We start from the raw sequence: 25,916 nt of genomic DNA, 5'->3' as shown, positions 1-25,916 counted from the left end.
TTTCGGATCAGTCCTCAAACCGGATCGGGCATTTCTCCGCCCCTTCCAGCTTCCTCAATTCTTCCACCACCTGCGGCCGCGCGCGCCGCAGGGTCAGGCTGCGATCCTGCCGGAGCAGTCGTCGCGCTTCCTGGTGCAGCATCTCCACGCCTGAATAGTCGATGAAGTTGATCTGTTGCGCCTCGATCACCACGCGCACGCCGTGCATTCGTTGCAGGCGTACTTGCAGGTAATGGCTGGCGCCGAAAAAGATCGAACCGCCAACCCGCAGAATGTCTTCATCCCCATCCCGCCAATGCTGGACTCGCGGTTGCGAGGTGCGTTTGAGGTAGAAGAACAGTGAAGCCAGCACCCCGGCGTAGATCGCGGTCTGCAATTCCAGCAGCAGCGTGGCGACACAGGTCAGCGCCATGACCAGGAACTCGGCGCGGCTGACCCGCAACAACGCCCGAATGCCGCGATGATCCACCAGCCCCCAGGCGATCAACAGAATGCTGCCGGCCATGGCCGGGATCGGAATGTGCGCGATCAAATTCGCGCCGAAGATGGCGAACAGTGCCACCCACAGCGCCGAAAAAACGCCAGCCATCGGCGAGCAGGCACCCGCTTCGTAGCTCAGGCCGGAGCGGGTGAAGGAACCGGCTGACAGCGATCCAGAAAAAAACGCACCGACGATGTTCGATAAACCCTGGGCGCGGACCTCTTGGTTGGCGTCGAGCAACTGTTGTGAGCGGGCCGACAAGGAGCGGGCAATCGACAGACTGGTGACCAGCCCGAGCATGCCCACCGCCACCGCGCTGGGTAACAAACGCAGAATCAGGTCCAGATCCAGCGGCAGCGGGCTGAAAGGCGGCAGCCGCCCGACAAACGCGCTGACCAACTTCACATGGCCAAACATCGATGGCCAGAGCCAGACCAGCAATCCGCTCAGCGCCAGGGTGATCAATAGTGTCGGCCAGCGTGGCAACAGCAGTTTCAGGATCACGCCCACGACGACTGTCGCCAAGCCCAACATGAGCGAAGGTTTATCCACTTCGCCGAGGTGACTGAACAGCATCATCAAACTGTTCAGCGCTGTTGCCTGGTTGGGCAATTCTAGCCCCAACAGATTCGGCAGTTGGCCGATGGCAATCACCACCGCCGCGCCGAGGGTGAAACCCAGCACCACCGAGTGCGAGACGAAATTCACCAAGGCGCCGAAGCGCAGCAAACCGAGCAGCCACTGGAAAATGCCGGCCAGCAGCGTCAGCAACAGGATCAGGGTGACGTAGTCCTCTGACGCAGGAACGGCCAGCGGACTGACGCTGGCGTACAAGACAATCGAAATCGCCGCCGTAGGACCGCAGATCAAGTGCCACGAAGAACCCCACAGACAGGCGATCAGCACCGGGATAATCGCCGCGTACAGACCGTATTCAGGTGGGAGACCGGCGATCAGCGCGTAGGCAATGGATTGCGGCAACGCGAGAATCGCGCCGCTGAGGCCGACGATCAGATCGCGACCGACGCTGGCGCGGGTTTGCCGAGGCATCCAGCTGAGGAAGGGGAAGAGCGAATGGCGGCTTGGGAAGGCCATGGGTCCTCTCGGGTGAGATTTTGCGCAAGGGTAGCAGGACTAGACGTTGATCGTTCCCACGCTCCGCGTGGGAATGCATCCCGTGACGCTCCGCGTCACATCTCTAAGCGGACGCGGAGCGTCCATGGCGGCATTCCCACGCAGAGCGTGGGAACGATCGGTGGCGAGGGTTCAGAGTTTGGCTTTCACCGCCTCCAACGCATCCTTTCCATCCACTGTCTTCACCCCGTCAAGCCACTTATCCAGTACCGCCGGATTAGCCTTGATCCACGCCTTGGCTGCATCAGCATTGCTGACCTTCTTGTTCACCACCTCGGCCATGATGCTGTTCTCCATGTCCTGGGTGAAACTCAGGTTGGTGAGCAGTTTGCCGACGTTCGGACAGGCCTGTGCATAACCTTTGCGGGTCAGGGTGTGGACGCTGCCGGTGTCGCCGAAGTACTTCTCGCCGCCCTTGAGGTAATGCATTTTCAGTTGCACGTTCATCGGGTGCGGGGTCCAGCCGAGGAAGGTCACGAACTTCTGTTTCTTCACCGCGCGAGACACTTCCGCCAGCATTGCCTGCTCGCTGGACTCGACCAGTTTCCACTGACCCATGTCGAAGTCGTTCTTCTTGATGATGTCCTGCAAGGAGATGTTGGCGGGAGCGCCGGAGCCGATGCCGTAGATCTTCTTGTCGAACTTGTCGGCGTATTTGTTCAGGTCGGAAAAGTTATGCACACCCGCGTCCCAGACGTAATCCGGGACGGCGAGGGTGAATTCGGTGCCGTCGAGGTTCTTCGCCAGTTGCGTGACATCGCCGGTGGCCACGAACTTGTCGTAGAAGCCCTGTTGTGCCGGCATCCAGTTACCGAGAAACACGTCGACCTGGCCATCTTTCAAGCCGCCAAAGGTGATCGGCACCGCCAGCGTGTCGACTTTGGCCTTGTAACCCATGCCGTCCAGCAGAAACCCGGTGATGGCGTTGGTCGCGGCAATGTCGCTCCAGCCAGGGTCGGCCATTTTCACCGTCTCGCAACTCTGATCGGCATACGCCGACGCACTGCCCAGAGCCAGAAGCCCGACCGTCATTGCTGTGGATAACCTACGCATGGCATTCCCCTTAACATTATTGGTTTTGGCAGGGTTGTGGATAACGTGCTTTACGCTCCAGATCGTCGAGGTCGATGTGGTTGCGCATGTACTGCTGACTGGCGTCCACCAGCGGCTGGTGATCCCAACTCTTCAGCTTGCCGATGGTTAATGCCTCGGCGACAAATCGTCGGCGTCGCTGGCTGGCGAGCACTTGTTGATGAATCGCCGGGATATCCCATTTGGCCCGGGCTTCAGCGAGAAATTCATCGAAAAGCGGCCGATGTTGCGGCGATTGACTGAGTTCTTCCTGTTCACGCGGGTCGTTGTGTACATCGAAGAGCAGGCAAGGATCGTCTTCGCTGTAGATGAATTTGTAGGCGCCGCGACGGATCATCATCAGCGGGCTGATGGTGCCTTCGGCCATGTATTCGCCGAAGACCTCGTCATGACCGCCCTGCCCTTGCAGGTGCGAGACCAGCGAGCGGCCATCCAGCGGCAGCCCCGGCTCCAGCGAACCGCCGGCCAGTTCCACGAAGGTCGGCAACAGATCGGCAGTGGAGACCGCCGCGCTGACCCTACCAGCCCCGAATTGCCCCGGCGCACTGATCAACAGCGGCACGCGGGCGGCCATTTCGTACCAATGCATTTTGTACCAGAGCCCACGCTCGCCGAGCATGTCGCCGTGGTCGCCGGAGAACACGATGATGGTGTCATCGATCAGACCGGTTTCCTCGAGTGTTTGCAGGAGTTTGCCGACGTTACTATCGATATAACTGCACGCACCGAAGTACGCCCGGCGCGCATCGCGAATCTTATCCACAGGCAACGGTTTATCCCACAGGTCGTAAACCTTAAGCAAACGCTGGGAATGCGGATCAAGTTCGGTCTGCGCCGGGGTTTCGGGCAACGGGATGTCGGCGTCGTCGTACATATCCCAGAAGGCCTTGGGAATGGTGTACGGGTCGTGTGGGTGAGTCATCGAAACAGTCAGGCAGAACGGTTGATCGCCATCTTCCCGGATGTGATCGAACAAATACTGCTGGGCCTTGAACACCACCTCTTCGTCGAAATCCAGCTGATTGGTGCGTACGCACGGCCCGGCCTGCAGCACCGAAGACATATTGTGAAACCAGGTTGGACGCACGTCTGGCTCGTCCCAGTTCACCGACCAGCCGTAATCGGCCGGGTAAATGTCGCTGGTCAGGCGTTCTTCATAGCCATGCAACTGATCCGGGCCGCAGAAATGCATCTTGCCCGACAGCGCGGTGCGGTAGCCGAGTCGACGCAGGTAGTGGGCATAAGTCGGTACATCGGCGGGGAAATCGGCCGCGTTGTCGTAGGCGCCGATCTTGCTCGGCAACTGACCGCTGACCAGGGTAAAACGCGACGGCGCGCACAGTGGGCTGTTGCAATAAGCGGCGTCGAACACCACGCCTTCGGCGGCGAGGCGGCTGAGATTGGGCAGTTTGATGGGCGAAGGGCCGTAGAACGGCAACATTGGCGCGGCCATCTGATCGGCCATGATGAAAAGAATATTCTTGCGCTTCATGTGATCGCGGGATTCCATAGTGAATATTTATGCGAGAGTGCTGCGATCGAGCATGTAGCCCACGCAGTTTGTGGTAAAGCCCACGCGCGGCAATGACTAGGATAAGCACAGCTTATGTATGACGCCCTTGGTGATTTGTCTCTGGATTTGCTTCGAGCCTTTGAAGCGGCGGCCCGTCAACGCAGCTTCACGGCGGCCGCGGTGGAGCTCGGCACCACGCAACCGGCCATCAGCCAGCAGATCAAACGGTTGGAAGAACAACTCGGGACGCGGCTGTTCGACCGGATCTATCGCGGCATCGAACTGACTGAGGCCGGGGCGATCCTGTTTGAGCAGGTTCAGCTCGGATTGCAGAATATCGACGCAGGATTGAGCGCGATCAGCGCACAGCACCAGCATGAAGTGTTGCAGGTCGCCACCGATTTCGCCTTCGCCGCGTATTGGCTGATGCCGCGCCTGCACCGCTTCCATGCCGCCAATCCTCAAGTGGACGTCAGCCTGGTCACCAGCGAACGCAGCCTCAACATGCTGCGCACCGATATTGATGTGGCGGTGTTGTTTGGGGATGGCAGATTCAAACAGGGCGAAAGCCATTGGCTGTTCAGCGAGGAAGTCTTTCCGGTGTGCAGCCCGCTTCTGTTGAAGGATCGTCCCCTGCCCTTACCGGCCCAGTCATTGCTCGAGTTCCCGCTACTGCACCTTCGAGGCGAAAACAGCAGCAACTGGTTCGACTGGAGCGGCGTGTTTCGGGAGTTGGGGATCGCTTCGGCACCTGCGCCTGGGCAATTGCGCTTCGACAATTACACGTTGCTGATCCAGGCGGCGATTGGCGGCCAGGGCGTGGCGATTGGGTGGCGGCACCTTGTGGATAACTTGCTGGCGCAAGGTTTGTTGTGTCGACCGATCGCGGAAACGGTGATTTCCAGGCTCGGCTATTACGTGGTCCTGCCCCAGCGAAAACGGCGTGGTGCCCTGATTCAACAGTTTGTGGACTGGCTGATGGCTGAGCAGGCCAGCAGTGCGCAATCGTTGAATGGCCTGCCGCTGCCGTCTATCGCTGTATAGCCTCTGTCGCGACAAAGGTCACGTGTTCGCCAACATGCAGGTTCAACCGCAACTCATCGGCAATCCCGACCGCCACCCGGCTCAACCGCTCAAGCGGTTCGGCGAGGCCCAGCTCCAGGCTGCGGCTGACGTGGCTGAAATGCTCGATGGTCAGCCCGGCCACCCCGCGGGGCGCATTCACCAGCGTCCAGTGCAAGGTGCTGCTTTGCAGGGCCTCGCGGATTTCTTCGGCGGCGTGGCGTTGCAGTCGATCTTCTATCTCCGGGTCGTCCAATACCTCGAAATCGCCCACCAGAAACAGCCGGGAAATCCCCGAGGCCTGCATGCCATCGATCAGCGCATCCACCGCCAGCACTTGCTCGACCGGGCCGGGCACGATGGATTTTTCCACGTGCTCGCTGTTCATCGGCAACCCGGGTGCATCCAGCAGACAGATCACCGCCGAACACCCGGCGACGCTCTGCTTGACCCGCTTGGCGTCGAACAAATCGCCGGTCTTGGTCCGCAATCCCGGGCGCGGCGCGAGGGCCGTAAGGTCATCGAGAATCGCGATCACTTCATGTTGGCGCCGCAGCATTTCAGCCATCAGCGCACTGCCCAGGCTACTCATGGCACCATAAAGCACCACTTTCACCACCGGGGTTTCGGCATTTTTCATGGCCGTGCTCCGTTCTTCCTATCTCTATGGCGTGTGACCTGTGGGAAACAACGCCGGTTCGACTCGGTTCAGAGGGTTTCAAATGCAGCGGATCAACGGCTACCACGCCCATGTCTACTTCGACGCCAGCACCCTTCCTCAGGCGCGCGCCTTGTGTGAGCAGGCGGCGCAACTGTTTCCAGTGAAGATGGGCCGCGTCCATGAACGGCCGGTGGGCCCGCACCCGGACTGGAGCTGCCAGTTGGCTTTCGAGCCGCAATACATCGGCGACGTGCTGCCCTGGCTTGCGCTCAACCGCAAGGGTTTGGTGGTGTTCCTGCACCCGGACACCGGCGACGATCTGCTCGACCACACCGAGCACGCCATCTGGATGGGCGCGATTCGGCCACTGGATCTGTCTATTTTTTGATCAGTTTACAACTGTTCCTCGGCTTCGCCGGGCAAATGTTCGTCCAGATGCAGCCAGGGCAGTCGGTTGTCAGTCCAGATATGTTTTTCGGCGGGTGCCTGCTCGGGATGATCGAGGGTGGCGATGGTTACGTCGATGCTGTCCGGGCTCAACTGCGTTATCAGCGCCAGCTGCGCCCCACAGTTGCCGCAGAAATACCGCACGCAGGGTGTTGAAGAGTTGTACTGCGCTGGCGTTCCTTTCAGCCATTCAAAGGCTGACGCGGGCACGGTGATCCAGGTGGTCACGATCCCGCCGCTGACCCGTCGGCAAATCGAACAATGACAGTGGGCGATGTCGTGCAAAGGCCCACTGAATTGATAGCGCAGATGTCCGCAGTGGCAGCCGCCCGTATGAATTTCGGCCATGTTTTGTCCTCCTGCCCTGTGTTCAGGGACTTGAAACCCGTCCGACGACCGGTTGCACATCTGGTCAATGCTTTCATCCGCGAAAGCTGGCTGAAAGCTTCCGCGATTAGGATCGCCCCCACTACCGGCAACAGACCGGTTGGCCAACGTGAGTGTTTGATTGCTTACACGGTCCATTTAACAACAACAATGGTGATCCTGATGTCCTCTTCTACCCGCCGCTTCGCTGTCACTCCGCCCATACGCCTCGTGCTTCCCGTTCTGCGCTGACCCACCCGGTTCGCCCATTCCCTAGACGCGCTATGCCTGGAGTATTCCCATGCTGACTTTCCTTGGCTTTGCCATGGTCATCACGTTCATGTTCCTGATCATGACCAAGCGCCTTTCCGCGCTGATCGCTCTGATCATTATCCCGATCCTGTTCGCGCTGTTCGGTGGTTTTGCGCCGAAGATCGGCCCGATGATGCTCGAAGGCATCACCAAGCTCGCACCGACCGGTGTGATGCTGATGTTCGCCATTCTGTACTTCGCCCTGATGATCGACTCCGGTCTGTTCGACCCGGCCGTGCGCAAGATCCTCAAACTGGTCAAGGGCGACCCGTTGAAAGTTTCGGTCGGCACCGCCGTACTGGCGCTGATCGTGTCCATGGACGGTGATGGCGCCACCACTTATATGATCTGCGTGGCCGCCATGCTGCCGCTCTACGCCCGTATCGGCATGAGCCCGCGGATCATGGCCGGCCTGATCATCCTCGCCGGTGGCGTGATGAACATGACGCCATGGGGCGGCCCGACCGCTCGTGCCGCCAGTGCGCTGCATGTGGATCCGTCCGACATCTTCGTACCGATGATTCCGGCGATGGCTTTCGGGGTGCTGGCCATCCTCATGATTGCCTACTTCTACGGCAAGCGTGAGCGTGCGCGTCTGGGTGAGCTGCACCTGGTGGGCGATGAAATCGACCACAGTGAAATCAGCGTTTCGCAATTCCCGGATGCCCGTCGTCCGAAGTTGATCTGGTTCAACGGCGCCCTGACCCTGGCCCTGATGGGCACCCTGGTTGCCGGTCTGTTGCCGCTGCCGGTGCTGTTCATGGTGGCGTTCAGCATCGCGATGATCGTCAACTACCCGTGCCTGCAACAGCAGAAGGACCGCGTCGCGGCCCACGCCGGTAGCGTGCTGGCGGTGGTCGGCTTGATCTTCGCGGCCGGCATCTTCACCGGTATCCTGACCGGCACCGGCATGGTCGATGCGATGTCGAAAAGCCTGTTGGCGGTCATCCCGGACTTCCTCGGCCCGTACCTGGCAGTGATCACTGCACTGGTGAGCATGCCGTTCACATTCTTCATGTCGAACGATGCATTTTATTACGGCGTGTTACCGGTACTTGCGGAAGCCGCCAGTCATTACGGTATAACCGCGGTTGAAATGGCACGTGCCTCGATCGTCGGTCAGCCCGTCCACCTGTTGAGCCCGTTGGTACCATCGACCTACCTGTTGGTGGCCCTGGCCGGTATCGACTTCGGTGATCACCAGCGTTTCACCCTGAAGTGGGCAGTGCTGGTTTGCATGTGCATACTGATCGCCGCTTTGCTGATGGGGATTTTTCCGCTGTTCAGCACTCTATAAGCCCAAGACTCACCATGACGGGTCCAGGCATTGTTGTTTGAAGCCTGGGCCCTTCGTGGTTTAACACACGCACAAAGGAATACACATGGAATGGCTGACCAACCCTGAAATCTGGGTTGCCTTCTTCACCCTGACCGCCCTGGAAATCGTTCTGGGTATCGATAACATCATCATGATTTCGATCCTGGTCAGCCGCATGCCCAAGCACATGCAGGCACGCACGCGGATTTTCGGCCTGGCACTGGCCATGGTCACGCGGATCCTGTTGCTGCTGTCGATCACCTGGGTCATGCGCCTCACCGCGGACCTGTTCGAAGTGTTCGGCCAAGGCATTTCCGGGCGTGACCTGATCCTGTTCTTCGGTGGTCTGTTCCTGCTGTGGAAAAGCTCGCAAGAGATGTATCACGCGCTGGAAGGTGAAGACGAAACCAATGAGGAGCCGAGCGGCAAGGGCGGCAACTTCCTCTACACCATCATTCAGATCGCAATTATCGACATCGTGTTCTCGCTGGACTCGGTCATCACCGCTGTTGGCATGGTGTCCCACGTACCGGTCATGGTCGCGGCGATCGTCGTTGCCGTGCTGGTGATGATGTGGGCTTCGGGCACCATCAGCGAGTTCATCGACAAGCACCCGTCGCTGAAGATGCTGGCGCTGTCGTTCCTGTTGATAGTCGGTACCGTGCTGATTGCTGAATCCCTCGACGTTCACGTGCCAAAAGGCTACGTCTACTTCGCCATGGCGTTCTCGCTGGCGGTGGAGGCGATCAACATCAAGATGCGCACCGCGATGGCGAAAAAGCGCAAACAGCAGGACCCGGTGAAACTGCGCAAGGACATTCCGGGTCAATAACCCGAGCCTGTGCACTGGCTGGTGTCAGCCAGTGCACAAAACTTGTGGGAGCGAGCCTGCTCGCGATAGCGGCCTGTCAGTCAACATCGATGTTGAATGTGACGGCCCCATCGCGAGCAGGCTCACTCCCACATTTTTTTTGCTCTGTGATTACCCTGGCGGATCGAGGTTATCCAGCACTCGATTCACCGCCAATTCCCCCAACATGATGCTTTGCTGAATCCCCAGCAGAGTGCTGCGCTGTGGGCCATCCAGAAACCCTGCGAAATCACTGGCCATTACGCTGGCTGACGCCAACGATTCGCAGGCGTGCCCGAGCAAGGTTTCGTTATCGACCTTGGGGTCTATGAAGAAAATGCTGCTGGGTTTGCGCGGCGGGAAGTCGTGGGGGACCGGATCGGTGTCCGGTGGGTTGGGCGTTACCTTGAACATAGATAGAACTCCAGTACTGATTACGTGGAGCCATCACTCTCGCTACCAAACGAAGGGTGGCGGCCATACACAGGTTGGTAGACCGGAGTACTGGAACCGGCGCCCCCGAAGGGACCCTGCGCATGGCCACCATAAAGCTGCGACCTCAATAAGCGTCCGCAAGAAGTGGCTATGCGCCAGACTCCGGGCTACCAAACCCGATCACTGTTTTTCAGCGACTGGGAAACGATAGAGACCCGGGCCACGGCGCACAAGCCGGCGGATTCTGGCGTAACCGTAGGCAACGGCGCAAGGCGTTGTAGCCTCCGAGAAGTAACTCTGGGTGTCATTAAACATGTGTTGCAGAGCGCGTGAATCACATCAACGCAGTTGAAGAATTAGCCGACAGTTTTTTCCAAAGGTTGACGCACAGACCGCAGGTTATGTTCGCGTAACCTTTCAACTGAGGTGCTGAGATCTATGGGCCCCTATTTCATACCTGCATCAACCTGTTTTCATGACAGTTTTGTTTCAATCGTTTCTTTAGCTGTGCGATGCTGGCGCGCAGACCGTTAGCCAACTACAGCTTAAGTACAGAACGTAGAAGAACGCGCGGCACCGTCAAATTTGCCCCAATGGGGCGCTACCACCACAGGGGGCCTGCATGCTCACCCTGCTCAATTTGTTATCTGCCGTGGCCTTGTTGATTTGGGGCACGCACATCGTCCGAACCGGCATCCTGCGGGTCTACGGTTCCAACCTGCGCCATGTGATTGGCCGGAACATGTCCAAGCGCTGGCTGGCGTTCATCTCGGGGATCATCGTGACGGCGATGGTCCAGAGCAGCAACGCCACCGCCATGCTCGTCACCTCCTTTGTCGGTCAGGGCCTGATGGCGCTGACCCCGGCCCTGGCGACCATGCTCGGGGCCGACGTCGGTACTGCGCTGATGGCGCGGGTGCTGACCTTCGACCTGTCGTGGCTGTCGCCGCTGCTGATCTTTCTTGGGGTGATTTTCTTCCTGTCGCGCAAACAGACCCGGGTCGGACAGATGGGTCGGGTCGGTATCGGCCTGGGGCTGATCATCCTGGCGCTGCAACTGATCGTCGAATCCGCTGCGCCGATCACCCAGGCCCAAGGCGTGAAGGTGATTTTCGCCTCGCTGACCGGCGACATCCTGCTGGATGCCCTGGTCGGTGCGTTGTTCGCAATGGTTTCCTACTCCAGCCTGGCCGCCGTCCTGCTGACCGCGACCCTGGCCGGTGCCGCAGTGATCAGCCTGCCCGTGGCCATCGGCCTGGTGATCGGCGCCAATATCGGCAGCGGCATCCTCGCCTTCCTCAGCACCAGCATGCAGAACGCCGCCGGCCGCCAGGTGGCGTTGGGCAGTTTGCTGTACAAGTTGATTGGTCTGTTGCTGATCATTCCGGTGCTCGACCCGTTGGTGCACTGGATCGACAGCCTGGACTTCAGCCCTCAGGAAATGGTCATCGGCTTTCACCTGCTCTACAACACCGCGCGCTGCCTGCTCTTGCTGCCGAGTGTCGGGCCGATGGCCAGGTTCTGTGCGTGGGTGCTGCCGGAGCGCCCGCAACTCAACGGCACTGCCAAACCGCGGCATCTTGATCCGACAGCGCTGGTCACGCCCAGCCTGGCGCTGGCCAATGCCGCCCGGGAAACCCTGCGTATCGGCGACCTGATCGACAACATGCTCGAGGCCATGCTCGACGTGCTGAACGGCAAGCAAACCGCCGTTACCCAGGAAATGCGACGCCTGACCGATGATGTGGAATCGCTCTACGGCGCGATCAAGCTGTATCTGGCGCAAATGCCTCGTGAAGACCTCAGCGAGCAGGACAGTCGGCGCTGGGCGGAAATCATCGAGCTGGCGATCAACCTCAAGCTCGCCAGCGACCTCATCGAACGCATGCTGCGCAAGGTCCAGCAGCAGAAAACTTCGCAGCGCCGGTCTTTTTCCGAAGTCGGCCTGGAAGAGTTGGCGGGGTTGCACACTCAGTTGATATCCAATCTGCGCCTGGGGTTGTCCGTGTTCCTCAGTGCCGACAGGGAAAGTGCCCGCCAGTTACTGCGTGAGAAACGTCGCTTTCGCGCACAGGAACGGCGCCTGGCCCATGCTCACGTCAGCCGATTGCAACGTAAGATCGTGCAGAGTATCGAAACCAGCTCGTTGCACCTGGAGTTGATTGCCGATATGAAGCGTCTGAATTCGCTGTTTTGCAGCAGCGCCTATGTGGTGCTGGAAACTTCCGACACCGGTGCTCTGGCGGTCGACGAATTCGCTGACATTACGCATTCACCCTGAACGTCCGCAGTTGCCTGAAGTCTGTTGAACTTACGCTGGCCGTATGGAAACCCGTTATGCGTTGTTTGTTGTTCGCCTGTCTGTTGCTTGGCTCATTCCCTTCATTTGCCCTGGATCGCTTTCAGGTCGAGGGCTATACGCTGCCCAACGGCCTGCAATTAATGCTCAAACCCGGCACCGAGCACGGGCATGTGGCGATTCGTCTGGTGGTCGGCGTCGGCATCGATGATTTCAGCTGCGCCGACAAGGAGCTGCCGCACCTGCTTGAACACTTGCTGTTCAGCGGCATCGACGCCACGGGCGAAGGCGGGCTGGAAGAGCGCATGCAGGCCTTGGGTGGCGAGTGGAACGCCTACACCAGTAATGCCGACACGACGTTTGTCATCGAAGCCCCGGCGAAAAACCAGCGCAAGGTCCTCGACCTGCTGCTGGCGCTGCTGACCCAGACCCGAATCGACGACAACGCCATCAACGCCGCCAAACAAGTGGTCGAGCGCGAAGACGGCGGCCATTACTCGCACCTGCAACGCTGGCTGGATCGCCAGGACCTTGGCCACACGGCGAGTAATCAGCTGGCGGTGGAACTGGGCCTCAAATGCCCCGAGCGGCCTGAGGTCGATCACCTGACCCGCGATCAGTTGGAAAAGGTACGCAAGGCCTGGTACGCGCCCAACAACATGACCCTGATCGTGGTCGGCGACCTCGAGCGGTTGCTGCCGGCCTATCTGGAACGGTCTTATGGCGCGCTTGAAGCGGTCGACCCGACTGATCACCCGCCTCTGCCGGCGATCCAGGCCAGTGCTGCCCATGAGCGCACCCTGAGTCACGGTTTTGTCGGCGGCAGTGCCAAGTTGCATTGGCTGGTGCCAGAGCCGGTGCTGGAGGATCAGCACGATGAAACCTTCGACTTGCTCAAGGAGTATCTGGACTGGGCGCTCTACCGCAAATTGCGCTTGGCCCATGGCTTGTCCTACGGCCCCTCGGCCGAGCGCGAGGTGTTTGGCGGCGTGGGCTTCATGAGCCTGAACGCAGACCTTGAGCGCGACGACGTGCCCGAGGCCGAACAGGTGCTGGAGGATCTGAAGGCCGGGTTGCTCAGGGACGGTCTCAATGCCAACACCTTCAACCGCCTCAAGCAGGCCGCCATCGCCCGCCAGGCCTGGGCCGTGCAAGGCAACAGCGCGTTGGCCGATTATTACTGGAGTGCCCTTGGGGACTACGAGGACGGCCGTTTCGCCAACCCTGCCAAGGAACTGCAAGGAGTGACGCTGGAGGAAGCAAACAAGGCCATGCGTGAATTGCTGATGCAGCCGGGCTACCTGCGGATCGAAAAGCCGTTGATCAGTGATGATCAGTTTATGTGGGCGATTGCCGGGGTGCTGGGGCTCATCGTATTGATACTGATGGGTTGGCGCTTGCATCGAAGAGCACCGCGAACCCCGTAGCAGCTGGCGTAGCCTGCGTTCGGCTGCGCAGCAGTCGTAAAATCATTCAACGCGGTCCGTCAGGTTTATCTGACATAACGGATTGGCGACTGCTGCGCAGCCGAACGCAGGCTACGCCAGCTGCTACGGGGTTTTGTGATCGGATCGCGAGCCCCTCGCCACGCTGACCTCCGGCGGTTACCCTGTCGAGGATTTTTCCCACGACTATTGCGAACCGCCGAATGCCTACTCTGACCCTATACGTACAGCGCATCCTGGAATTGATGAAGCGCTACCCAGGGGTCATTGCGCTCGGCGGTTTCATTTCCGGGGTCGGCAGCTTCATTCTGGTGGATCGCCAGCAAGGTCTGGCGACCTGGATCACCACCATCATGCTGGTCAGCTGGATCTGGCTGATGCTGGAAAACAGCCTGACCAAGCTGTTCGTCAGGATCTTCAAACGCGAAATCCCCCAACCTCTGCTGCGCTACGCCACGCAGATGATCCACCAGGAAAGCCTGTTCTTCGTCCTGCCGTTCTTTTTTATCACCACCACCTGGAACAGCGGCCAGCTGTTCTTCACCGGTCTGCTGGGCATTGCCGCGCTGATTTCCATCATCGACCCGCTCTACTACAAATGGCTGGCCCCCCGGCGCTGGGCGTTTCTGGCGCTGCACACACTGACGCTGTTCGCTGCACTGCTGACCGCCCTGCCCGTCATCCTGCACCTGACCACCGCTCAGAGTTTCAAACTGGCCCTGGGCACCGCCGTCGTGCTGTCGTTCCCGAGCCTGGCATCGATCTTTCCGATTCGTACCGTGCGCAACGCGCTGGCGATTCTCAGTATCACGCTGGGCATCGGCGCGCTCGGTTGGGTGCTGCGATCCTGGGTGCCTCCGGCGACCCTGTGGATGACTGACGTGGCGATCAGTACGCAAATGCAGGACCGCACACCTGGCAAGAGTCTGGAAGAAGTCAGCGCCGACCAGATCCGTGGTGACGGGCTGTACGCCTACACCGCAATCAACGCCCCGCGCGGTCTGGATGAGCGGATCTATCACGTGTGGCAGTTCAACGGCAAAGAGGTCGACCGTATCCCGCTGGATATCCACGGCGGGCGCAAGGAAGGTTATCGGGCCTGGACCCACAAGCAGAATTTCCCCGGCAACCCCGCGGGTAAATGGCAGGTTCGGGTGCTGACCGAAGATGGCCAGGTCATCGGTGTGTTGCGCTTCGTGGTAAAGGACAACAAGCCGGCGACTGCCGCAAAGTAACCCGTTCGTGCTATTACGTAGAGCTGCGTAATAGCCGATAAAGCACGGAGCTTATGACCAGCAGCACAATGCCCGGCAGTGTCCGACTGGACACCTCTCACTCCCCTGCTCAGTTGCGGGTCACGGGTGACTGGACGCTTGCCCATTACGCCGATCTCAAGCACCTGAGCGAAAAGCTCCGCGGCCAATACGACGACAGCACTCACATCGACCTCAACGGCCTCGGCGCGCTCGACACCGCTGGCGCGTCGCTGCTGGTGGAGTTGCTCGGGTCCGAGCGTTTGGGCCGATCCGCCGAACACCCCGATTGCACACTGTCCTCGGCCGACCGTGCCTTGTTGCAGACGGTCTATTGCTCGCTGACCGACTTCTGCGTGCCGATCAAGGAACCGGAAATCAGCGTCGGCATTCAACTGCTGACCCGCATCGGCCACGCGGTCGACGCGGTCTGGCAGGACACCCTGCAACTGCTGGGTTTCGTCGGCCTGATACTGGAAACCATCGCCCGCGGTCTGTTTCGCCCCAAGCGCTGGCGCATTACGCCGATGGTGGCGCACATCGAACAGACCGGCCTCGACGCCGCACCCATCGTTGCCCTGCTGACCTTTCTGGTGGGTGCCGTGGTGGCGTTTCTCGGGGCGACGGTGCTGGCGAGTTTCGGTGCGAGTATTTTCACCGTGGACCTGGTGGCGTTCTCCTTCCTGCGCGAATTCGGTGTGTTGCTGACCGCGATCCTGATGGCCGGCCGCACCGCCAGCGCGTTCACTGCGCAGATCGGCTCGATGAAAGCCAACGAAGAAATCGACGCCATCCGCACCTTGGGCCTCGACCCGATGGAGCTGCTGGTGGTGCCGCGCGTGTTGGCCCTGCTGGTCGCACTGCCGATGCTGACCTTTCTGGCGATGCTTTCGGGGATCGTCGGCGGCGGTGTGGTTTGCGCGGTGGCGCTGGATATCTCGCCGGCGATGTTCCTGTCGCTGCTGCAATCGGATATTGGCGTTCAGCATTTTGTGGTGGGGATCGTCAAAGCGCCGATTTTCGCGTTTCTGATCGCCGCGATCGGCTGCCTAGAGGGCTTCAAGGTCAGCGGCAGCGCCGAGTCCGTCGGCGCGCACACCACGTCGAGCGTGGTCCAGTCTATTTTCGTGGTGATCGTGCTCGACGCCGTGGCTGCGCTGTTTTTCATGGAGATGGGCTGGTGAATCGTCTACCCCGAGCGCCCTCCGAGGCGGTGATCGAAGTCCGTGGGCTGTGCAATCGCTTCGGTCGCCAGAGCGTGCATGAGAACCTCGATCTGGATTTGTACAAGGGCGAAATCCTCGCCGTGGTCGGCGGTTCCGGCAGCGGCAAGTCAGTGCTGTTGCGCAGCATCGTCGGCTTGCGTCAGCCCAGCGAAGGGGTGGTGAAGGTCTTTGGCAAAAACCTGCCGACGCTGTCCGAACACGAACGCTCCATGGTCGAACGGCGCTTCGGCGTGCTGTTCCAGAAAGGCGCCCTGTTCTCTTCGCTGACCGTGACGGAGAACGTCGCCCTGCCCCTGATCGAGCATGCCGGTTTGAGCCGAGAGGACGCCGAGCATTTGGCGGCAGTGAAAATGGCCTTGGCCGGGCTGCCGCTGTCGGCAGCCGACAAGTACCCCGCTTCGCTGTCCGGTGGCATGATCAAGCGTGCGGCACTGGCCCGGGCGTTGGCGCTGGACCCGGACATCCTGTTTCTCGACGAACCCACCGCCGGCCTCGATCCGATTGGCGCGGCGGCGTTCGATCAATTGATCCTGACCCTGCGCGATGCGTTGGGTCTGAGTGTGTTTCTGGTCACCCACGACCTTGACACGCTCTACACCATCACCGACCGGGTGGCGGTGCTGGCGCAGAAAAAAGTGCTGGTGGCGGATGCCATCGACAAGGTGTCGGAAACCGCCGATCCGTGGATTCACGAATACTTCCATGGCCCTCGCGGCCGCGCGGCGCTGACCGCCGCTCAACAGCTTAAGGAGGTCTGACATGGAAACCCGAGCCCATCATGTATTGATCGGCCTGTTCACCGTGATTGTGGTGGCAGGCGCCCTGCTTTTCGGCTTGTGGCTGGCCAAGTCCAGCGTCGACACCGAGTTCAAGGATTACGAAATCGTCTTCAACGAGGCCGTCAGCGGCCTGTCCAAGGGCAGCGCCGTGCAGTACAGCGGGATCAAGGTCGGCGACGTGGTGGCCCTGCGCCTGGACCCGAAAGACCCGCGCAGGGTGTTGGCGCGGATTCGCCTGGGCGGTGATACGCCGATCAAGGAAGACACCCGGGCCATATTGGCGCTGACCGGGATCACCGGCACCTCGATCATTCAGCTCAGCGGCGGTACGCCGCAGAGTCCGAAGCTCAAGGGCAAGGACGGTGAGTTACCGACCATTATTGCATCGCCCTCGCCTATCGCTCGCTTGTTGAACGACAGCGGCGACCTGATGGCTGGCGTGAACATGCTGATGCATAACGCCAACCAGATGTTTTCTTCGGAGAACGTCGAGCGCATCAGCAATACCCTTGAGAATCTGGAACAAACCACCGGCACCATCGCCGACCAGCGCGGCGATATTCGCCAGGCGATGCAGCAACTGGCCTCGGTCGGCAAACAGGCCGGCGCCATGCTGGAACAGACGTCGGCGCTGATGCGCAACGCTAATGGCATGCTCAACGATCAAGGCAAGCAGATGTTCGGCAGTGCCGAGCAGGCGATGAAGTCGCTGGAACAGAGCAGCGCGACCATCAACACGTTGCTCACGACCAATCAGGATTCGCTCAACAGCGGCATGCAAGGTCTCAATGGCTTGGCTCCAGCAGTGCGTGAACTGCGCGACACCCTGACGTCGTTGCGGGCTATTTCCCAGCGTCTGGAAGCCAATCCCACCGGTTATTTGCTGGGCAATGACAAGAACAAGGAGTTCACGCCATGAAGCGGCCTCACCTCGCCCTCCTCGCCAGCTTCATTGTGCTCAGCGCCTGCTCGATCCTGCCCAAGGCCGAGCCGTCCGATGTCTATCGGTTGCCTTCGGCCCAGAGCAGCGCAGCGGCCAGTCACGGGACGCCGCAACGCTGGTCGCTGCGCCTGACCAAGCCGCAGGCCAGCGAGGCCTTGAACAGCCCGAAAATCGCCGTGATCCCGCAGGGTGATCTGATCAGCAGCTACAAGGCTTCGCGCTGGAGCGACCCGGCACCGGTGTTGCTGCGCAATCGTCTGTTTGATGGTTTCCAGCGTGATGGTCGGGTGCCATTGCTCAGTACCGATGACAGCAATTTCCAGGCTGATCTTGAACTGGGCGGTAGCCTGCAGGCGTTTCAGACTGAGTACCAAGGCACGAGTGCGAGTGTCGTCGTGCGTCTGGATGCATTGCTGGTGCGCGGTTATGACCAGCGAATCCTCGCCAGCCGACGCTTCGAAGTGCGCCAGCCGTTGAGCGATGCGAAGGTACCGGCGGTGGTGGCCGGGTTTGGCCAGGCCAGTGACCAGTTGACGGCGCAGGTGGTGGCTTGGGCGGTTGAGCAAGGACAGAAAGTCGCCCCGCCGCTGAGGCCATAAAGGTCGCACGCACATCTAATGTGGGAGCGGGCTTGCTCGCGAAGGCGGTGTGTCAGTCAACAGAGATGTTGAATGTACCGGCCTCTTCGCGAGCAAGCCCGCTCCCACAGGGTTCTCGTTTAGCCAAAGAACCAGTAGCAGACGCCGATCGCGCCCAACACCCCGGCAAGCTCCGCCAGCAACGCACACCCCACCGCATGCCGCGCCCGCTGGATCCCCACCGCGCCGAAGTACACCGCCAATACATAGAAGGTCGTTTCGGTACTGCCCTGAATCGTCGCCGCCACCAGCGCCGGGAAGCTGTCCACGCCTGACGTTTTCATGGTTTCGATCAGCATCGCACGGGCGGCACTGCCGGAGAACGGCTTGACCATGGCGGTCGGCAGCGCATCGACGAAGCGCGTGTCCCAGCCGGCCCATTCCACCAGATGCCGAATTCCGTCCAAGCCAAAGTCCAGCGCTCCGGATGCCCGCAGCACGCCGACGGCACACAGCATCGCCACCAGATACGGCAGCAGGTTCTTGGCCACGTCGAAGCCTTCTTTGGCGCCTTCGACGAACGCTTCGTACACCTTCACCTTACGCAGCGCGCCAATCACCAGAAACAACATGATCAGCCCGAACAGCGTCACGTTGCCGAGGATCGATGACAGGCTGGCCAGAGCGGTCGCTGAGAGCGTCGCCAGCAGCGCCATGAAGGCACCGAGGGCCAAGGCACCGGGAATCAGGTATGCGAGCACCACCGGGTCCCACAGGCGCAGACGCTGCATGAACGCCACCGACAGCAGGCCGACCACTGTCGAGCAACTGGTGGCGAGCAGGATTGGCAGGAACACCAGGGTCGGATCGGGCGCACCTTGCTGGGCGCGGTACATGAAGATCGTCACCGGCAGCAGGGTCAGGGAAGAGGCGTTGAGCACCAGGAACAGGATCTGCGCGTTGCTGGCGATGGTGTCGCTGGGGTTGAGCTCTTGCAGCGCCTTCATGGCTTTAAGGCCGATTGGCGTGGCGGCGTTGTCCAGGCCCAGGCCGTTGGCGGCGAAGTTCAGCGTGATCAGGCCGATGGCTGGGTGCCCGGCCGGCACTCCCGGCATCAGCCGCAGGAACAACGGGCCCAGCGCTTTGGCCAGCCACTCGACGATCCCGGCCTTCTCGGCAATCCGCAGAAAGCCCAGCCAGAGCGTCAGGGTGCCGAACAACAGGACCATGACTTCGACCGACAACTTGGCCATGGCGAAAATGCTTTCCACCATCGCCGCGAAGATCCCGGCGTTACCGCCGATCAGCCATTGCGCCAGTGCCGAAACGGCAGCCACGATGAAGAAGCCAAGCCACAGGCCATTAAGCATCAGTCAAATCCCCCGAAGAATGCGGCGAATGATAGCGGGGTAGCCAGAAACGACAAACCCCGGATTTCTCCGGGGTTTGTTTAGCGCGATGTACGCTCCCACAAGGGGTTTTGCATTAGTTGCTGGAAATCTCGCCAGTTGGCAATTTTTCCTTGCTGCGCCAGTGCGGCAGCGAGTTCCAGTAGCGCTCGCCCTTGGCGTCGTCGTACATGCCTTCCCAGCGGGAGATGACCAGCACGGCCAAGGCATTGCCGATCACGTTCAGTGCGGTACGGGCCATGTCCATGATGCGGTCGACACCGGCGATGAACGCCAGGCCTTCGAGCGGAATACCCACGCTGCCCAAGGTGGCCAGCAGCACCACGAAGGACACACCCGGTACGCCGGCGATGCCTTTGGAGGTGACCATCAGGGTCAGCACCAGCAGCAATTGCTGGCTGATCGACAGGTCGATGCCGTAGAGCTGGGCAATGAAGATGGCCGCGATGCTCTGGTACAGGGTCGAACCGTCGAGGTTGAACGAGTAGCCGGTCGGTACCACGAAGCTGCAAATGGCTTTCGGCGCGCCGTAGGCTTCCATTTTCTCGATCACGCGCGGCAGCACGGTTTCGGAACTGGCGGTGGAGTAGGCCAGCACCAGCTCATCCTTGAAGATGCGCATCAGCTTGATCACCGAGAAGCCGAACAGGCGAGCGATCAGGCCCAGCACCACGAAGGCGAAGAAGGCGATGGCGACGTAAACCAGGATCACCAGTTTGGCCAGCGGTATCAGAGAGGCGAAGCCGAAGTTGGCCACGGTCACTGCGATCAGTGCGAAAACGCCGATCGGGGCGTAGCTCATGATCATGTGGGTGACTTTGAACATGCTTTCCGACACGCCCTGGAACATCTTCACCAGCGGCTCGCGCAGGTCCGATTGCAGGCTCGACAGACCGAGACCGAACAACACGGAGAAGAAGATGATCGGCAGCATCTCGCCGCGGGCCATGGCCGCGAAGATGTTCGACGGGATCAGGTTGAGGATGGTTTCGATGAACGCATGTTCATGCTGAACCTCGGCGGCAGTGGCCTGGTACTTGGAAATATCCACAGTACCCAGGGTGCTCATGTCGATGCCGGTGCCCGGATGGAACACGTTGGCCAACACCAGACCGACCACGATGGCGATGGTGGTGACGATCTCGAAGTAAAGGATGGTCTTGAGGCCGATACGCCCGAGCTTCTTCGCGTCGCCGACGCCTGCAATACCGACGATCAGCGAAGAGATCACGATCGGGATCACAATCATCTTGATCAGACGGATAAAGATATCGCCTGCTGGTTGCAGGACGTTGCTGACCCACCAGGCTTTTTCGGCACTGAAATGGTTGAGCAGCGCACCGATTGCAATCCCCAATACCAGACCGATGAGGATCTGCCAGGCGAGGCTAAGCTTTGCCTTCTTCATATCTTTACCCTTACTTGCGTTTGACTCAGACAGATGCAAGAACTGAAACGCTTGTGGCGAAAAAGTCTTGTGCATCTGCCCCCGTATAAGGTGCCCCGGAGCGCTTGTTATCGGCTCTCTGGCAGGCGAAAAAAGGCGCAACTATTCAGATGCAAGGAAGCGACGTCTAATGCCGTAAACGCCTACCCTATGCCGAATCGGCATGAGCTTTTTTTACTGAAACTCGCGTCCCAACCGGTTCGAATACGACATTTCGGCAGGCATAAGTGCCGTGAACCGGTCATCGCAGAGGAGATTGGTTGTTTTTTGAACAAGGGAATGAGGACTAAAACTTGGGAAAAAGCCTACGTTTAAGCGCGAAAATTCTCGGTCTTTGAGGCGCAGTTTTCTCGATATACGGTCACCAAAGAAACACCGCGAAATGGTTTTGCGAGGGATTGACGGAGCAGGCGAGCAGAACGCTCTAGGACAACACTTTGCGCTGAGGAGCTCTTCGCAAGTCCGTCGATCCATGAGTGACCGACGAACTTGCGTCGCAGCTTCTGCCTGACCCGGCCCTTGCGCAGGCACTCCCTGTACCCGTAGGTCACTCCGCCCCTGAAACAGGCAGAACGTCCCGGCCCCTTGATCATGCGTCTACCGTCCTCGGGTAGCGCAGTGGAAAGAAGCCATGCTGCTTCTTTCATGTTACGAATTCAGTACCCGTGTGGATCTTTCTTCCATGGCACTACCGCCCGGAAGCAGGGCGGCTGCCAGTGTCTTTAACAAAACGCTCATGTTCACCCTCGACCGCGACGGCCAAAGAAGAAGGAAGCAATGAACATCACCAGGAACACGACAAAGAGAATCTTGGCGATACCCGTGGCGGTGCCCGCGATACCACCGAAGCCCAGTACCGCAGCGATGATGGCAATGATCAAGAATGTGATTGCCCAGCTCAACATGGTGATTCTCCTTACGCTTCTATTTAGAGATGTTGCTTGTGGTGCTTTTCCCGGCGCCTTGAACGCGCCAAGTTCATGTGTCTAGAACACCCAACGTTCCTGGCGAGGCATCTCATCCGCAGGCTGAGCCTGATCGACGTCCATCATTCGCATTGGGGGGCTGTCAGCCTGGTTACTGCTGGCCGCGCTGAAATGGGTTTGGGTCGGGTGCTGAATCGACAAGCGTGGCGCTTCTTGCTGCTGGTTCTGCTCCCAACGCTGAAACTGCTGGCCGGCGATCAAGGTGATCAATAGCGCCAGAACAGCAAACAGGCCTTGCTGGATATGCAGTGGCGAGATACGCAACTGGGCGGCACGTTGGCGACTCATCCTGAAGCTCCTCCCACACTGTGGTGATCTTGTTAGGGGCGACTTTTAAATGCCCCGGTTAATCAGACCATTGCAGCCTGCATGCCAGCTTTTACTGATAATAAAAACCAATAAAATCAGTTGATTATGAATGATGTAGGAAACGGATCGGACGCATCCTGCACGATGGTCCTTTTGAAGTCGTGCGTAATGCACGATGGACTTGTAAGAAATTTCAATATTTTTGAATTGCGAGGAGGAGGTGGATGTCACAAGGGGACAGCGGGAATCGCCCGCGAACCGGCTATCTGATAAAAAAACAACAAAATCAGGCGATTAGCCGTAGGGTGAGGAGAGAGCTACGCTGCTGTGGCTGGAATCGACCAGAATCAACCATGCAACTTGCCCGATTATTCCGGGACTAACCAAGATCATTCTTTAAGGAGCGTAGGAAAATGGAATCAGCCACTGAGCATCAAGGCCGCATTCTGCTGGTGGACGATGAGTCCGCCATCCTGCGTACTTTCCGTTATTGCCTCGAAGATGAAGGCTACAGCGTCGCTACCGCCAACAGCGCCGCTCAGGCTGATGCACTGCTCCAGCGCCAAGTCTTCGACCTGTGCTTCCTCGACCTGCGCCTGGGTGAAGACAATGGCCTCGATGTGCTGGCCCAAATGCGCATTCAGGCGCCGTGGATGAGGGTCGTGATCGTCACCGCTCATTCGGCCGTGGATACTGCCGTGGATGCCATTCAGGCCGGTGCCGCCGACTATCTGGTCAAGCCTTGCAGCCCCGACCAATTGCGCCTGGCCACCGCCAAGCAGCTGGAAGTGCGGCAACTGTCGGCACGTCTGGAAGCCCTTGAAGGCGAAGTGCGCAAACCCAAGGATGGCCTCGACTCTCACAGCCCGGCGATGAAAGTTGTGCTCGAAACCGCCCGCCAGGTGGCCAGCACCGATGCCAATATTTTGATTCTCGGCGAGTCCGGCACCGGTAAAGGCGAACTGTCCCAGGCCATTCACGGCTGGAGCAAGCGCGCGAAGAAATCCTGCATCACGATCAACTGCCCGTCCCTGACCGCCGAACTCATGGAAAGCGAGCTCTTCGGCCACAGCCGTGGCGCGTTCACCGGGGCCAGCGAAAGTACTCTGGGTCGTGTCAATCAGGCCGACGGTGGGACGCTGTTTCTTGACGAGATCGGCGATTTTCCGTTGGTTTTGCAACCTAAGTTGCTGCGTTTCATCCAGGATAAAGAATACGAACGGGTGGGTGACCCGGTCACCCGCCGCGCCGATGTGCGCATCCTCGCTGCCACTAACCAGAATCTCGAAGACATGGTCCGCGATGGCCGTTTCCGCGAAGACCTGCTCTACCGCCTGAACGTCATCACCTTGCACCTGCCGCCACTGCGCGAACGCAGGGAAGATATTCTGAACCTGGCCGATCGCTTTCTGGCCCGTTTCGTCAAGGAGTACGCGCGTCCGGCTCGGGGCTTCAGCGACGAAGCCCGTGAAGCGCTGCTCGGCTACCGCTGGCCGGGGAACATTCGCGAACTGCGCAACGTTGTGGAGCGGGCAAGCATCATTTGTCCACAGGAACGGGTCGAGATCAGTCACTTGGGCATGGCTGAAACCCCGGTCAACAACGCTCCTCGCATCGGCGCTGCGCTGAGTCTGGATGAATTGGAAAAGGCCCACATCGGAGCGGTGCTCGCCACTGCAGATACGCTGGACCAGGCCGCCAAGACCCTGGGTATCGATGCCTCGACGTTGTACCGAAAACGCAAGCAGTACAACTTGTGAGCTGTCTCCGATGAGACTGGCGATGAAGTTGCGCACGCGGCTGTTTCTGAGTATTTCCGCACTGATCACCGTGGCGCTGCTTGGGCTGTTGCTCGGGCTGGTCAGCGTTATGCAGATGGCGAGTTCCCAGGAAGCGCTGAATCGCAATAATTTCGTCATGCTCGACCTGGGGCTGAAAATGCGTCAGACCTTGGGCGATCAGCTGATGATCATGCTCAGCGAGAAGCCGGATCCTGCAGCGTACGAGGCGTCCAAGCAGCATTATTTTCAGTTGCTTGACGACGGCATTGCTCATTCCCAGGCTGGCGATGAGCGCCAGTTCGGTTTCGAACAGGCCAAGACTGACTACCTGAGCTTTCTGCAGGCGTACGACCTGTCCCGTGATTCGACGCAGGTGTTGAGTGGCAACAAAGAACTCACCGAAAAATTCAATGCGCTGCGCAATGGTTTGATCGTCGAGCAACAGCGTGCGCTGGATAACATCAATGCCACCGAACGGCAGGCTCGGGAGAGGGCGCTCCTGATTGCCGGCCTGCTCGGGTTGGTGGGGTTGGCGGTGCTGATCATCGGTTTCGTCACTGCCCACGCTATTGCTCAACGTTTTGGTGCACCGATCGAGGCTCTGGCCCAGGCGGCGGATAACATTGGCCAAGGCAATTTCGAAGTGACGCTGCCGATTTCCTCGGCCGTGGAAATGAACCTGCTGACCAAGCGCTTCGGGATCATGGCCGAGGCCTTGCGCGAGCATCAGGCCACCAATGTCGATGAACTGCTCGCCGGCCAGCAGCGTTTGCAGGCCGTGCTCGATAGCATCGACGATGGGTTGCTGATGATCGACCGCGATGGTCATTTGGAGCACCTCAATCCAGTGGCGCAGCGTCAGTTGGGTTGGGACAGCGATCGTCTCGGTCAAGGTCTGGGTACGGCGCTTGAGCGTCCCGAACTCGATGATCAGCTGCAACTGGTGCTGCGCGGCGGCACCCTGGAGCGGGCGCCTGAGGACCTGAGCATCGAGGTCGACGGTGAGTCGCGGTTGCTGACCTTCAGTCTGACGCCGGTCAGCCATACACAGGGACATATTCTCGGTGCCGTGATGGTGCTGCATGACGTCACCGAACAGCGGGCATTTGAGCGGGTGCGCAGCGAGTTCGTGCTGCGCGCCTCGCATGAATTGCGAACGCCGGTTACCGGGATGCACATGGCGTTCGGCCTGTTTCGCGAGCGCGCGCACTTTGCCAAGGACTCGCGTGAAGCTGATCTGCTGGACACCGTGAATGAAGAGATGCAGCGCTTGATGCAGTTGATCAACGACCTGCTGAACTTCTCCCGCTACCAGAACGGATTGCAGAAACTCACGTTGGCGCCGTGCTCCATCGAGGATTTGCTGGAGCAGGCCCGGGCACGTTTTGCCGGTCCGGCAGAAGAGCAGGGCCTCGACCTGCTGGTGGAAGTGCAAGGGCCATTGCCGCGATTGCAGGCCGATCAGCCGCAGCTGGACCGGGTGCTCGATAACCTGATCGACAACGCGTTGCGCCACACCGCTTCCGGCGGGCAAATACGTTTGCAGGCTCGACGCCATGGAGAACGAGTGATTATCAGCGTCGAGGACAACGGCGAAGGCATTGCCTATGGTCAGCAGGGGCGGATTTTCGAACCTTTTGTACAGGTCGGTCGCAAGAAGGGCGGAGCCGGACTCGGTCTGGCGCTGTGCAAGGAAATCGTGCAGTTGCACGGCGGTCGGATGGGTGTTTATTCGCGGCCGGGGCAGGGTACTCAGTTCTATATGGCGCTGTCGGTATAAGCCGCAGCCG

23 protein-coding genes are annotated in these 25,916 nt (G+C 59.6%); 13 read left to right on the top strand and 10 right to left on the bottom strand.

Features of this window, described 5'->3' with window-relative positions; translation table 11 throughout:
• Positions 1-7 precede the first annotated feature (7 nt).
• The 3 genes from ASC74_RS00470 to betC form a co-directional block, all read right to left on the bottom strand.
• Positions 8-1,576: a SulP family inorganic anion transporter gene (locus ASC74_RS00470; protein WP_056738475.1), complete on the bottom strand. Its 1,569-nt coding sequence runs from the start codon at positions 1,574-1,576 to the stop codon at positions 8-10.
• A 171-nt stretch (positions 1,577-1,747) separates the two neighbouring features.
• Positions 1,748-2,668: a choline ABC transporter substrate-binding protein gene (gene choX / locus ASC74_RS00465; protein WP_056738473.1), complete on the bottom strand. Its 921-nt coding sequence runs from the start codon at positions 2,666-2,668 to the stop codon at positions 1,748-1,750.
• Positions 2,669-2,684: 16 nt separating this feature from the next.
• Positions 2,685-4,199 (bottom strand): choline-sulfatase, encoded by a 1,515-nt coding sequence (gene betC, locus ASC74_RS00460; RefSeq protein ID WP_046044906.1) that lies wholly within the window; start codon positions 4,197-4,199, stop codon positions 2,685-2,687.
• Between the two features lie 114 nt (positions 4,200-4,313).
• Between betC and ASC74_RS00455 the strand changes: the two genes are divergently transcribed.
• Positions 4,314-5,264, top strand: a complete 951-nt coding sequence (locus tag ASC74_RS00455; protein ID WP_056738471.1) for a choline sulfate utilization transcriptional regulator — start codon at positions 4,314-4,316, stop codon at positions 5,262-5,264.
• Here the strand turns inward: ASC74_RS00455 and ASC74_RS00450 are convergent.
• Positions 5,251-5,922, bottom strand: a complete 672-nt coding sequence (locus ASC74_RS00450) for an NAD(P)-dependent oxidoreductase (RefSeq protein ID WP_056738469.1) — start codon at positions 5,920-5,922, stop codon at positions 5,251-5,253. The two genes, ASC74_RS00455 and ASC74_RS00450, sit on opposite strands and share 14 nt — an antisense overlap.
• A gap of 82 nt (positions 5,923-6,004) precedes the next feature.
• Between ASC74_RS00450 and ASC74_RS00445 the strand changes: the two genes are divergently transcribed.
• On the top strand, positions 6,005-6,331 hold the full coding sequence (locus tag ASC74_RS00445) for a DOPA 4,5-dioxygenase family protein (RefSeq protein WP_056738467.1): 327 nt from the start codon (positions 6,005-6,007) through the stop codon (positions 6,329-6,331).
• 5 nt (positions 6,332-6,336) lie between these two features.
• Here the strand turns inward: ASC74_RS00445 and ASC74_RS00440 are convergent, their stop codons facing one another.
• Positions 6,337-6,738 (bottom strand): GFA family protein, encoded by a 402-nt coding sequence (locus ASC74_RS00440; protein WP_056738465.1) that lies wholly within the window; start codon positions 6,736-6,738, stop codon positions 6,337-6,339.
• A gap of 319 nt (positions 6,739-7,057) precedes the next feature.
• On the opposite strand from ASC74_RS00440, the gene ASC74_RS00435 reads away from it, so the two are divergent.
• Positions 7,058-8,365, top strand: a complete 1,308-nt coding sequence (locus ASC74_RS00435) for a CitMHS family transporter (protein ID WP_056738463.1) — start codon at positions 7,058-7,060, stop codon at positions 8,363-8,365.
• Positions 8,366-8,450: 85 nt separating this feature from the next.
• Positions 8,451-9,218 (top strand): TerC family protein, encoded by a 768-nt coding sequence (locus ASC74_RS00430; protein WP_056738461.1) that lies wholly within the window; start codon positions 8,451-8,453, stop codon positions 9,216-9,218.
• A 150-nt stretch (positions 9,219-9,368) separates the two neighbouring features.
• Here ASC74_RS00430 and ASC74_RS00425 read toward each other — a convergent pair whose 3' ends face one another.
• On the bottom strand, positions 9,369-9,650 hold the full coding sequence (locus ASC74_RS00425; protein WP_046044899.1) for a DUF6124 family protein: 282 nt from the start codon (positions 9,648-9,650) through the stop codon (positions 9,369-9,371).
• Between the two features lie 643 nt (positions 9,651-10,293).
• Between ASC74_RS00425 and ASC74_RS00420 the strand changes: the two genes are divergently transcribed.
• The 7 genes from ASC74_RS00420 (at position 10,294) to ASC74_RS00390 (ending at position 18,215) form a co-directional block, all read left to right on the top strand.
• The gene (locus tag ASC74_RS00420; RefSeq protein WP_056738459.1) at positions 10,294-11,952 is read left to right on the top strand and encodes a Na/Pi cotransporter family protein; all 1,659 of its coding nucleotides are present in this window, start codon (positions 10,294-10,296) and stop codon (positions 11,950-11,952) included.
• 56 nt (positions 11,953-12,008) lie between these two features.
• On the top strand, positions 12,009-13,397 hold the full coding sequence (locus ASC74_RS00415; protein ID WP_056738457.1) for a M16 family metallopeptidase: 1,389 nt from the start codon (positions 12,009-12,011) through the stop codon (positions 13,395-13,397).
• A 221-nt stretch (positions 13,398-13,618) separates the two neighbouring features.
• Positions 13,619-14,650, top strand: coding sequence for a DUF5924 family protein (locus tag ASC74_RS00410; protein ID WP_056738455.1), 1,032 nt, complete (start codon positions 13,619-13,621; stop codon positions 14,648-14,650).
• 53 nt (positions 14,651-14,703) lie between these two features.
• Positions 14,704-15,852 (top strand): ABC transporter permease, encoded by a 1,149-nt coding sequence (locus ASC74_RS00405; RefSeq protein WP_056738454.1) that lies wholly within the window; start codon positions 14,704-14,706, stop codon positions 15,850-15,852.
• The gene (locus ASC74_RS00400) at positions 15,849-16,652 is read left to right on the top strand and encodes an ABC transporter ATP-binding protein (protein WP_056738452.1); all 804 of its coding nucleotides are present in this window, start codon (positions 15,849-15,851) and stop codon (positions 16,650-16,652) included. The genes ASC74_RS00405 and ASC74_RS00400 overlap by 4 nt, the downstream gene beginning before the upstream one ends.
• 1 nt (position 16,653) lies before the next feature.
• Complete coding sequence (locus ASC74_RS00395; protein WP_056738451.1) at positions 16,654-17,592, top strand: MlaD family protein; 939 nt, start codon at positions 16,654-16,656, stop codon at positions 17,590-17,592.
• On the top strand, positions 17,589-18,215 hold the full coding sequence (locus ASC74_RS00390; protein ID WP_056738449.1) for an ABC-type transport auxiliary lipoprotein family protein: 627 nt from the start codon (positions 17,589-17,591) through the stop codon (positions 18,213-18,215). The genes ASC74_RS00395 and ASC74_RS00390 overlap by 4 nt, the downstream gene beginning before the upstream one ends.
• A gap of 119 nt (positions 18,216-18,334) precedes the next feature.
• Here the strand turns inward: ASC74_RS00390 and ASC74_RS00385 are convergent, their stop codons facing one another.
• From ASC74_RS00385 to ASC74_RS00375, 4 genes are all read right to left on the bottom strand, one after another.
• Complete coding sequence (locus tag ASC74_RS00385; protein WP_056738447.1) at positions 18,335-19,564, bottom strand: nucleoside recognition domain-containing protein; 1,230 nt, start codon at positions 19,562-19,564, stop codon at positions 18,335-18,337.
• A gap of 115 nt (positions 19,565-19,679) precedes the next feature.
• Entirely contained in the window at positions 19,680-21,011 is a 1,332-nt protein-coding gene (gene gltP / locus ASC74_RS00380; RefSeq protein WP_056738446.1) for a glutamate/aspartate:proton symporter GltP, read from the bottom strand.
• Positions 21,012-21,790: 779 nt separating this feature from the next.
• Positions 21,791-21,955: a DUF1328 domain-containing protein gene (locus ASC74_RS30625; protein ID WP_003177151.1), complete on the bottom strand. Its 165-nt coding sequence runs from the start codon at positions 21,953-21,955 to the stop codon at positions 21,791-21,793.
• Positions 21,956-22,036: 81 nt separating this feature from the next.
• Positions 22,037-22,324 carry a hypothetical protein gene (locus ASC74_RS00375; protein WP_056738445.1) on the bottom strand — a complete coding sequence of 96 codons (288 nt, stop codon included), beginning with the start codon at positions 22,322-22,324 and terminating at the stop codon, positions 22,037-22,039.
• 434 nt (positions 22,325-22,758) lie between these two features.
• On the opposite strand from ASC74_RS00375, the gene algB reads away from it, so the two are divergent.
• Together algB and ASC74_RS00365 are read left to right on the top strand one after the other, a co-directional pair.
• Positions 22,759-24,105, top strand: a complete 1,347-nt coding sequence (algB, locus tag ASC74_RS00370; protein ID WP_046044888.1) for a sigma-54-dependent response regulator transcription factor AlgB — start codon at positions 22,759-22,761, stop codon at positions 24,103-24,105.
• A gap of 10 nt (positions 24,106-24,115) precedes the next feature.
• Positions 24,116-25,906, top strand: a complete 1,791-nt coding sequence (locus tag ASC74_RS00365) for an ATP-binding protein (protein WP_056738444.1) — start codon at positions 24,116-24,118, stop codon at positions 25,904-25,906.
• Positions 25,907-25,916 lie beyond the last annotated feature (10 nt).

Source organism: Pseudomonas sp. Root329 (assembly GCF_001424925.1).
GTDB lineage: Bacteria > Pseudomonadota > Gammaproteobacteria > Pseudomonadales > Pseudomonadaceae > Aquipseudomonas > Aquipseudomonas arabinosi.
This window is presented reverse-complemented; position numbering and strand designations above follow the sequence as displayed.

Excerpts from the sequence above, each read along its gene's own strand:
- ASC74_RS00470 (WP_056738475.1), bottom strand. The coding sequence starts at position 1,576 with ATGGCCTTCCCAAGCCGCCATTCGCTCTTCCCCTTCCTCAGCTGGATG.
- choX (WP_056738473.1), bottom strand. The coding sequence starts at position 2,668 with ATGCGTAGGTTATCCACAGCAATGACGGTCGGGCTTCTGGCTCTGGGC.
- betC (WP_046044906.1), bottom strand. The coding sequence starts at position 4,199 with ATGAAGCGCAAGAATATTCTTTTCATCATGGCCGATCAGATGGCCGCG.
- ASC74_RS00455 (WP_056738471.1), top strand. The coding sequence starts at position 4,314 with ATGTATGACGCCCTTGGTGATTTGTCTCTGGATTTGCTTCGAGCCTTT.
- ASC74_RS00450 (WP_056738469.1), bottom strand. The coding sequence starts at position 5,922 with ATGAAAAATGCCGAAACCCCGGTGGTGAAAGTGGTGCTTTATGGTGCC.
- ASC74_RS00445 (WP_056738467.1), top strand. The coding sequence starts at position 6,005 with ATGCAGCGGATCAACGGCTACCACGCCCATGTCTACTTCGACGCCAGC.
- ASC74_RS00440 (WP_056738465.1), bottom strand. The coding sequence starts at position 6,738 with ATGGCCGAAATTCATACGGGCGGCTGCCACTGCGGACATCTGCGCTAT.
- ASC74_RS00435 (WP_056738463.1), top strand. The coding sequence starts at position 7,058 with ATGCTGACTTTCCTTGGCTTTGCCATGGTCATCACGTTCATGTTCCTG.
- ASC74_RS00430 (WP_056738461.1), top strand. The coding sequence starts at position 8,451 with ATGGAATGGCTGACCAACCCTGAAATCTGGGTTGCCTTCTTCACCCTG.
- ASC74_RS00425 (WP_046044899.1), bottom strand. The coding sequence starts at position 9,650 with ATGTTCAAGGTAACGCCCAACCCACCGGACACCGATCCGGTCCCCCAC.
- ASC74_RS00420 (WP_056738459.1), top strand. The coding sequence starts at position 10,294 with ATGCTCACCCTGCTCAATTTGTTATCTGCCGTGGCCTTGTTGATTTGG.
- ASC74_RS00415 (WP_056738457.1), top strand. The coding sequence starts at position 12,009 with ATGCGTTGTTTGTTGTTCGCCTGTCTGTTGCTTGGCTCATTCCCTTCA.
- ASC74_RS00410 (WP_056738455.1), top strand. The coding sequence starts at position 13,619 with ATGCCTACTCTGACCCTATACGTACAGCGCATCCTGGAATTGATGAAG.
- ASC74_RS00405 (WP_056738454.1), top strand. The coding sequence starts at position 14,704 with ATGACCAGCAGCACAATGCCCGGCAGTGTCCGACTGGACACCTCTCAC.
- ASC74_RS00395 (WP_056738451.1), top strand. The coding sequence starts at position 16,654 with ATGGAAACCCGAGCCCATCATGTATTGATCGGCCTGTTCACCGTGATT.
- ASC74_RS00390 (WP_056738449.1), top strand. The coding sequence starts at position 17,589 with ATGAAGCGGCCTCACCTCGCCCTCCTCGCCAGCTTCATTGTGCTCAGC.
- ASC74_RS00385 (WP_056738447.1), bottom strand. The coding sequence starts at position 19,564 with ATGCTTAATGGCCTGTGGCTTGGCTTCTTCATCGTGGCTGCCGTTTCG.
- gltP (WP_056738446.1), bottom strand. The coding sequence starts at position 21,011 with ATGAAGAAGGCAAAGCTTAGCCTCGCCTGGCAGATCCTCATCGGTCTG.
- ASC74_RS30625 (WP_003177151.1), bottom strand. The coding sequence starts at position 21,955 with ATGTTGAGCTGGGCAATCACATTCTTGATCATTGCCATCATCGCTGCG.
- ASC74_RS00375 (WP_056738445.1), bottom strand. The coding sequence starts at position 22,324 with ATGAGTCGCCAACGTGCCGCCCAGTTGCGTATCTCGCCACTGCATATC.
- algB (WP_046044888.1), top strand. The coding sequence starts at position 22,759 with ATGGAATCAGCCACTGAGCATCAAGGCCGCATTCTGCTGGTGGACGAT.
- ASC74_RS00365 (WP_056738444.1), top strand. The coding sequence starts at position 24,116 with ATGAGACTGGCGATGAAGTTGCGCACGCGGCTGTTTCTGAGTATTTCC.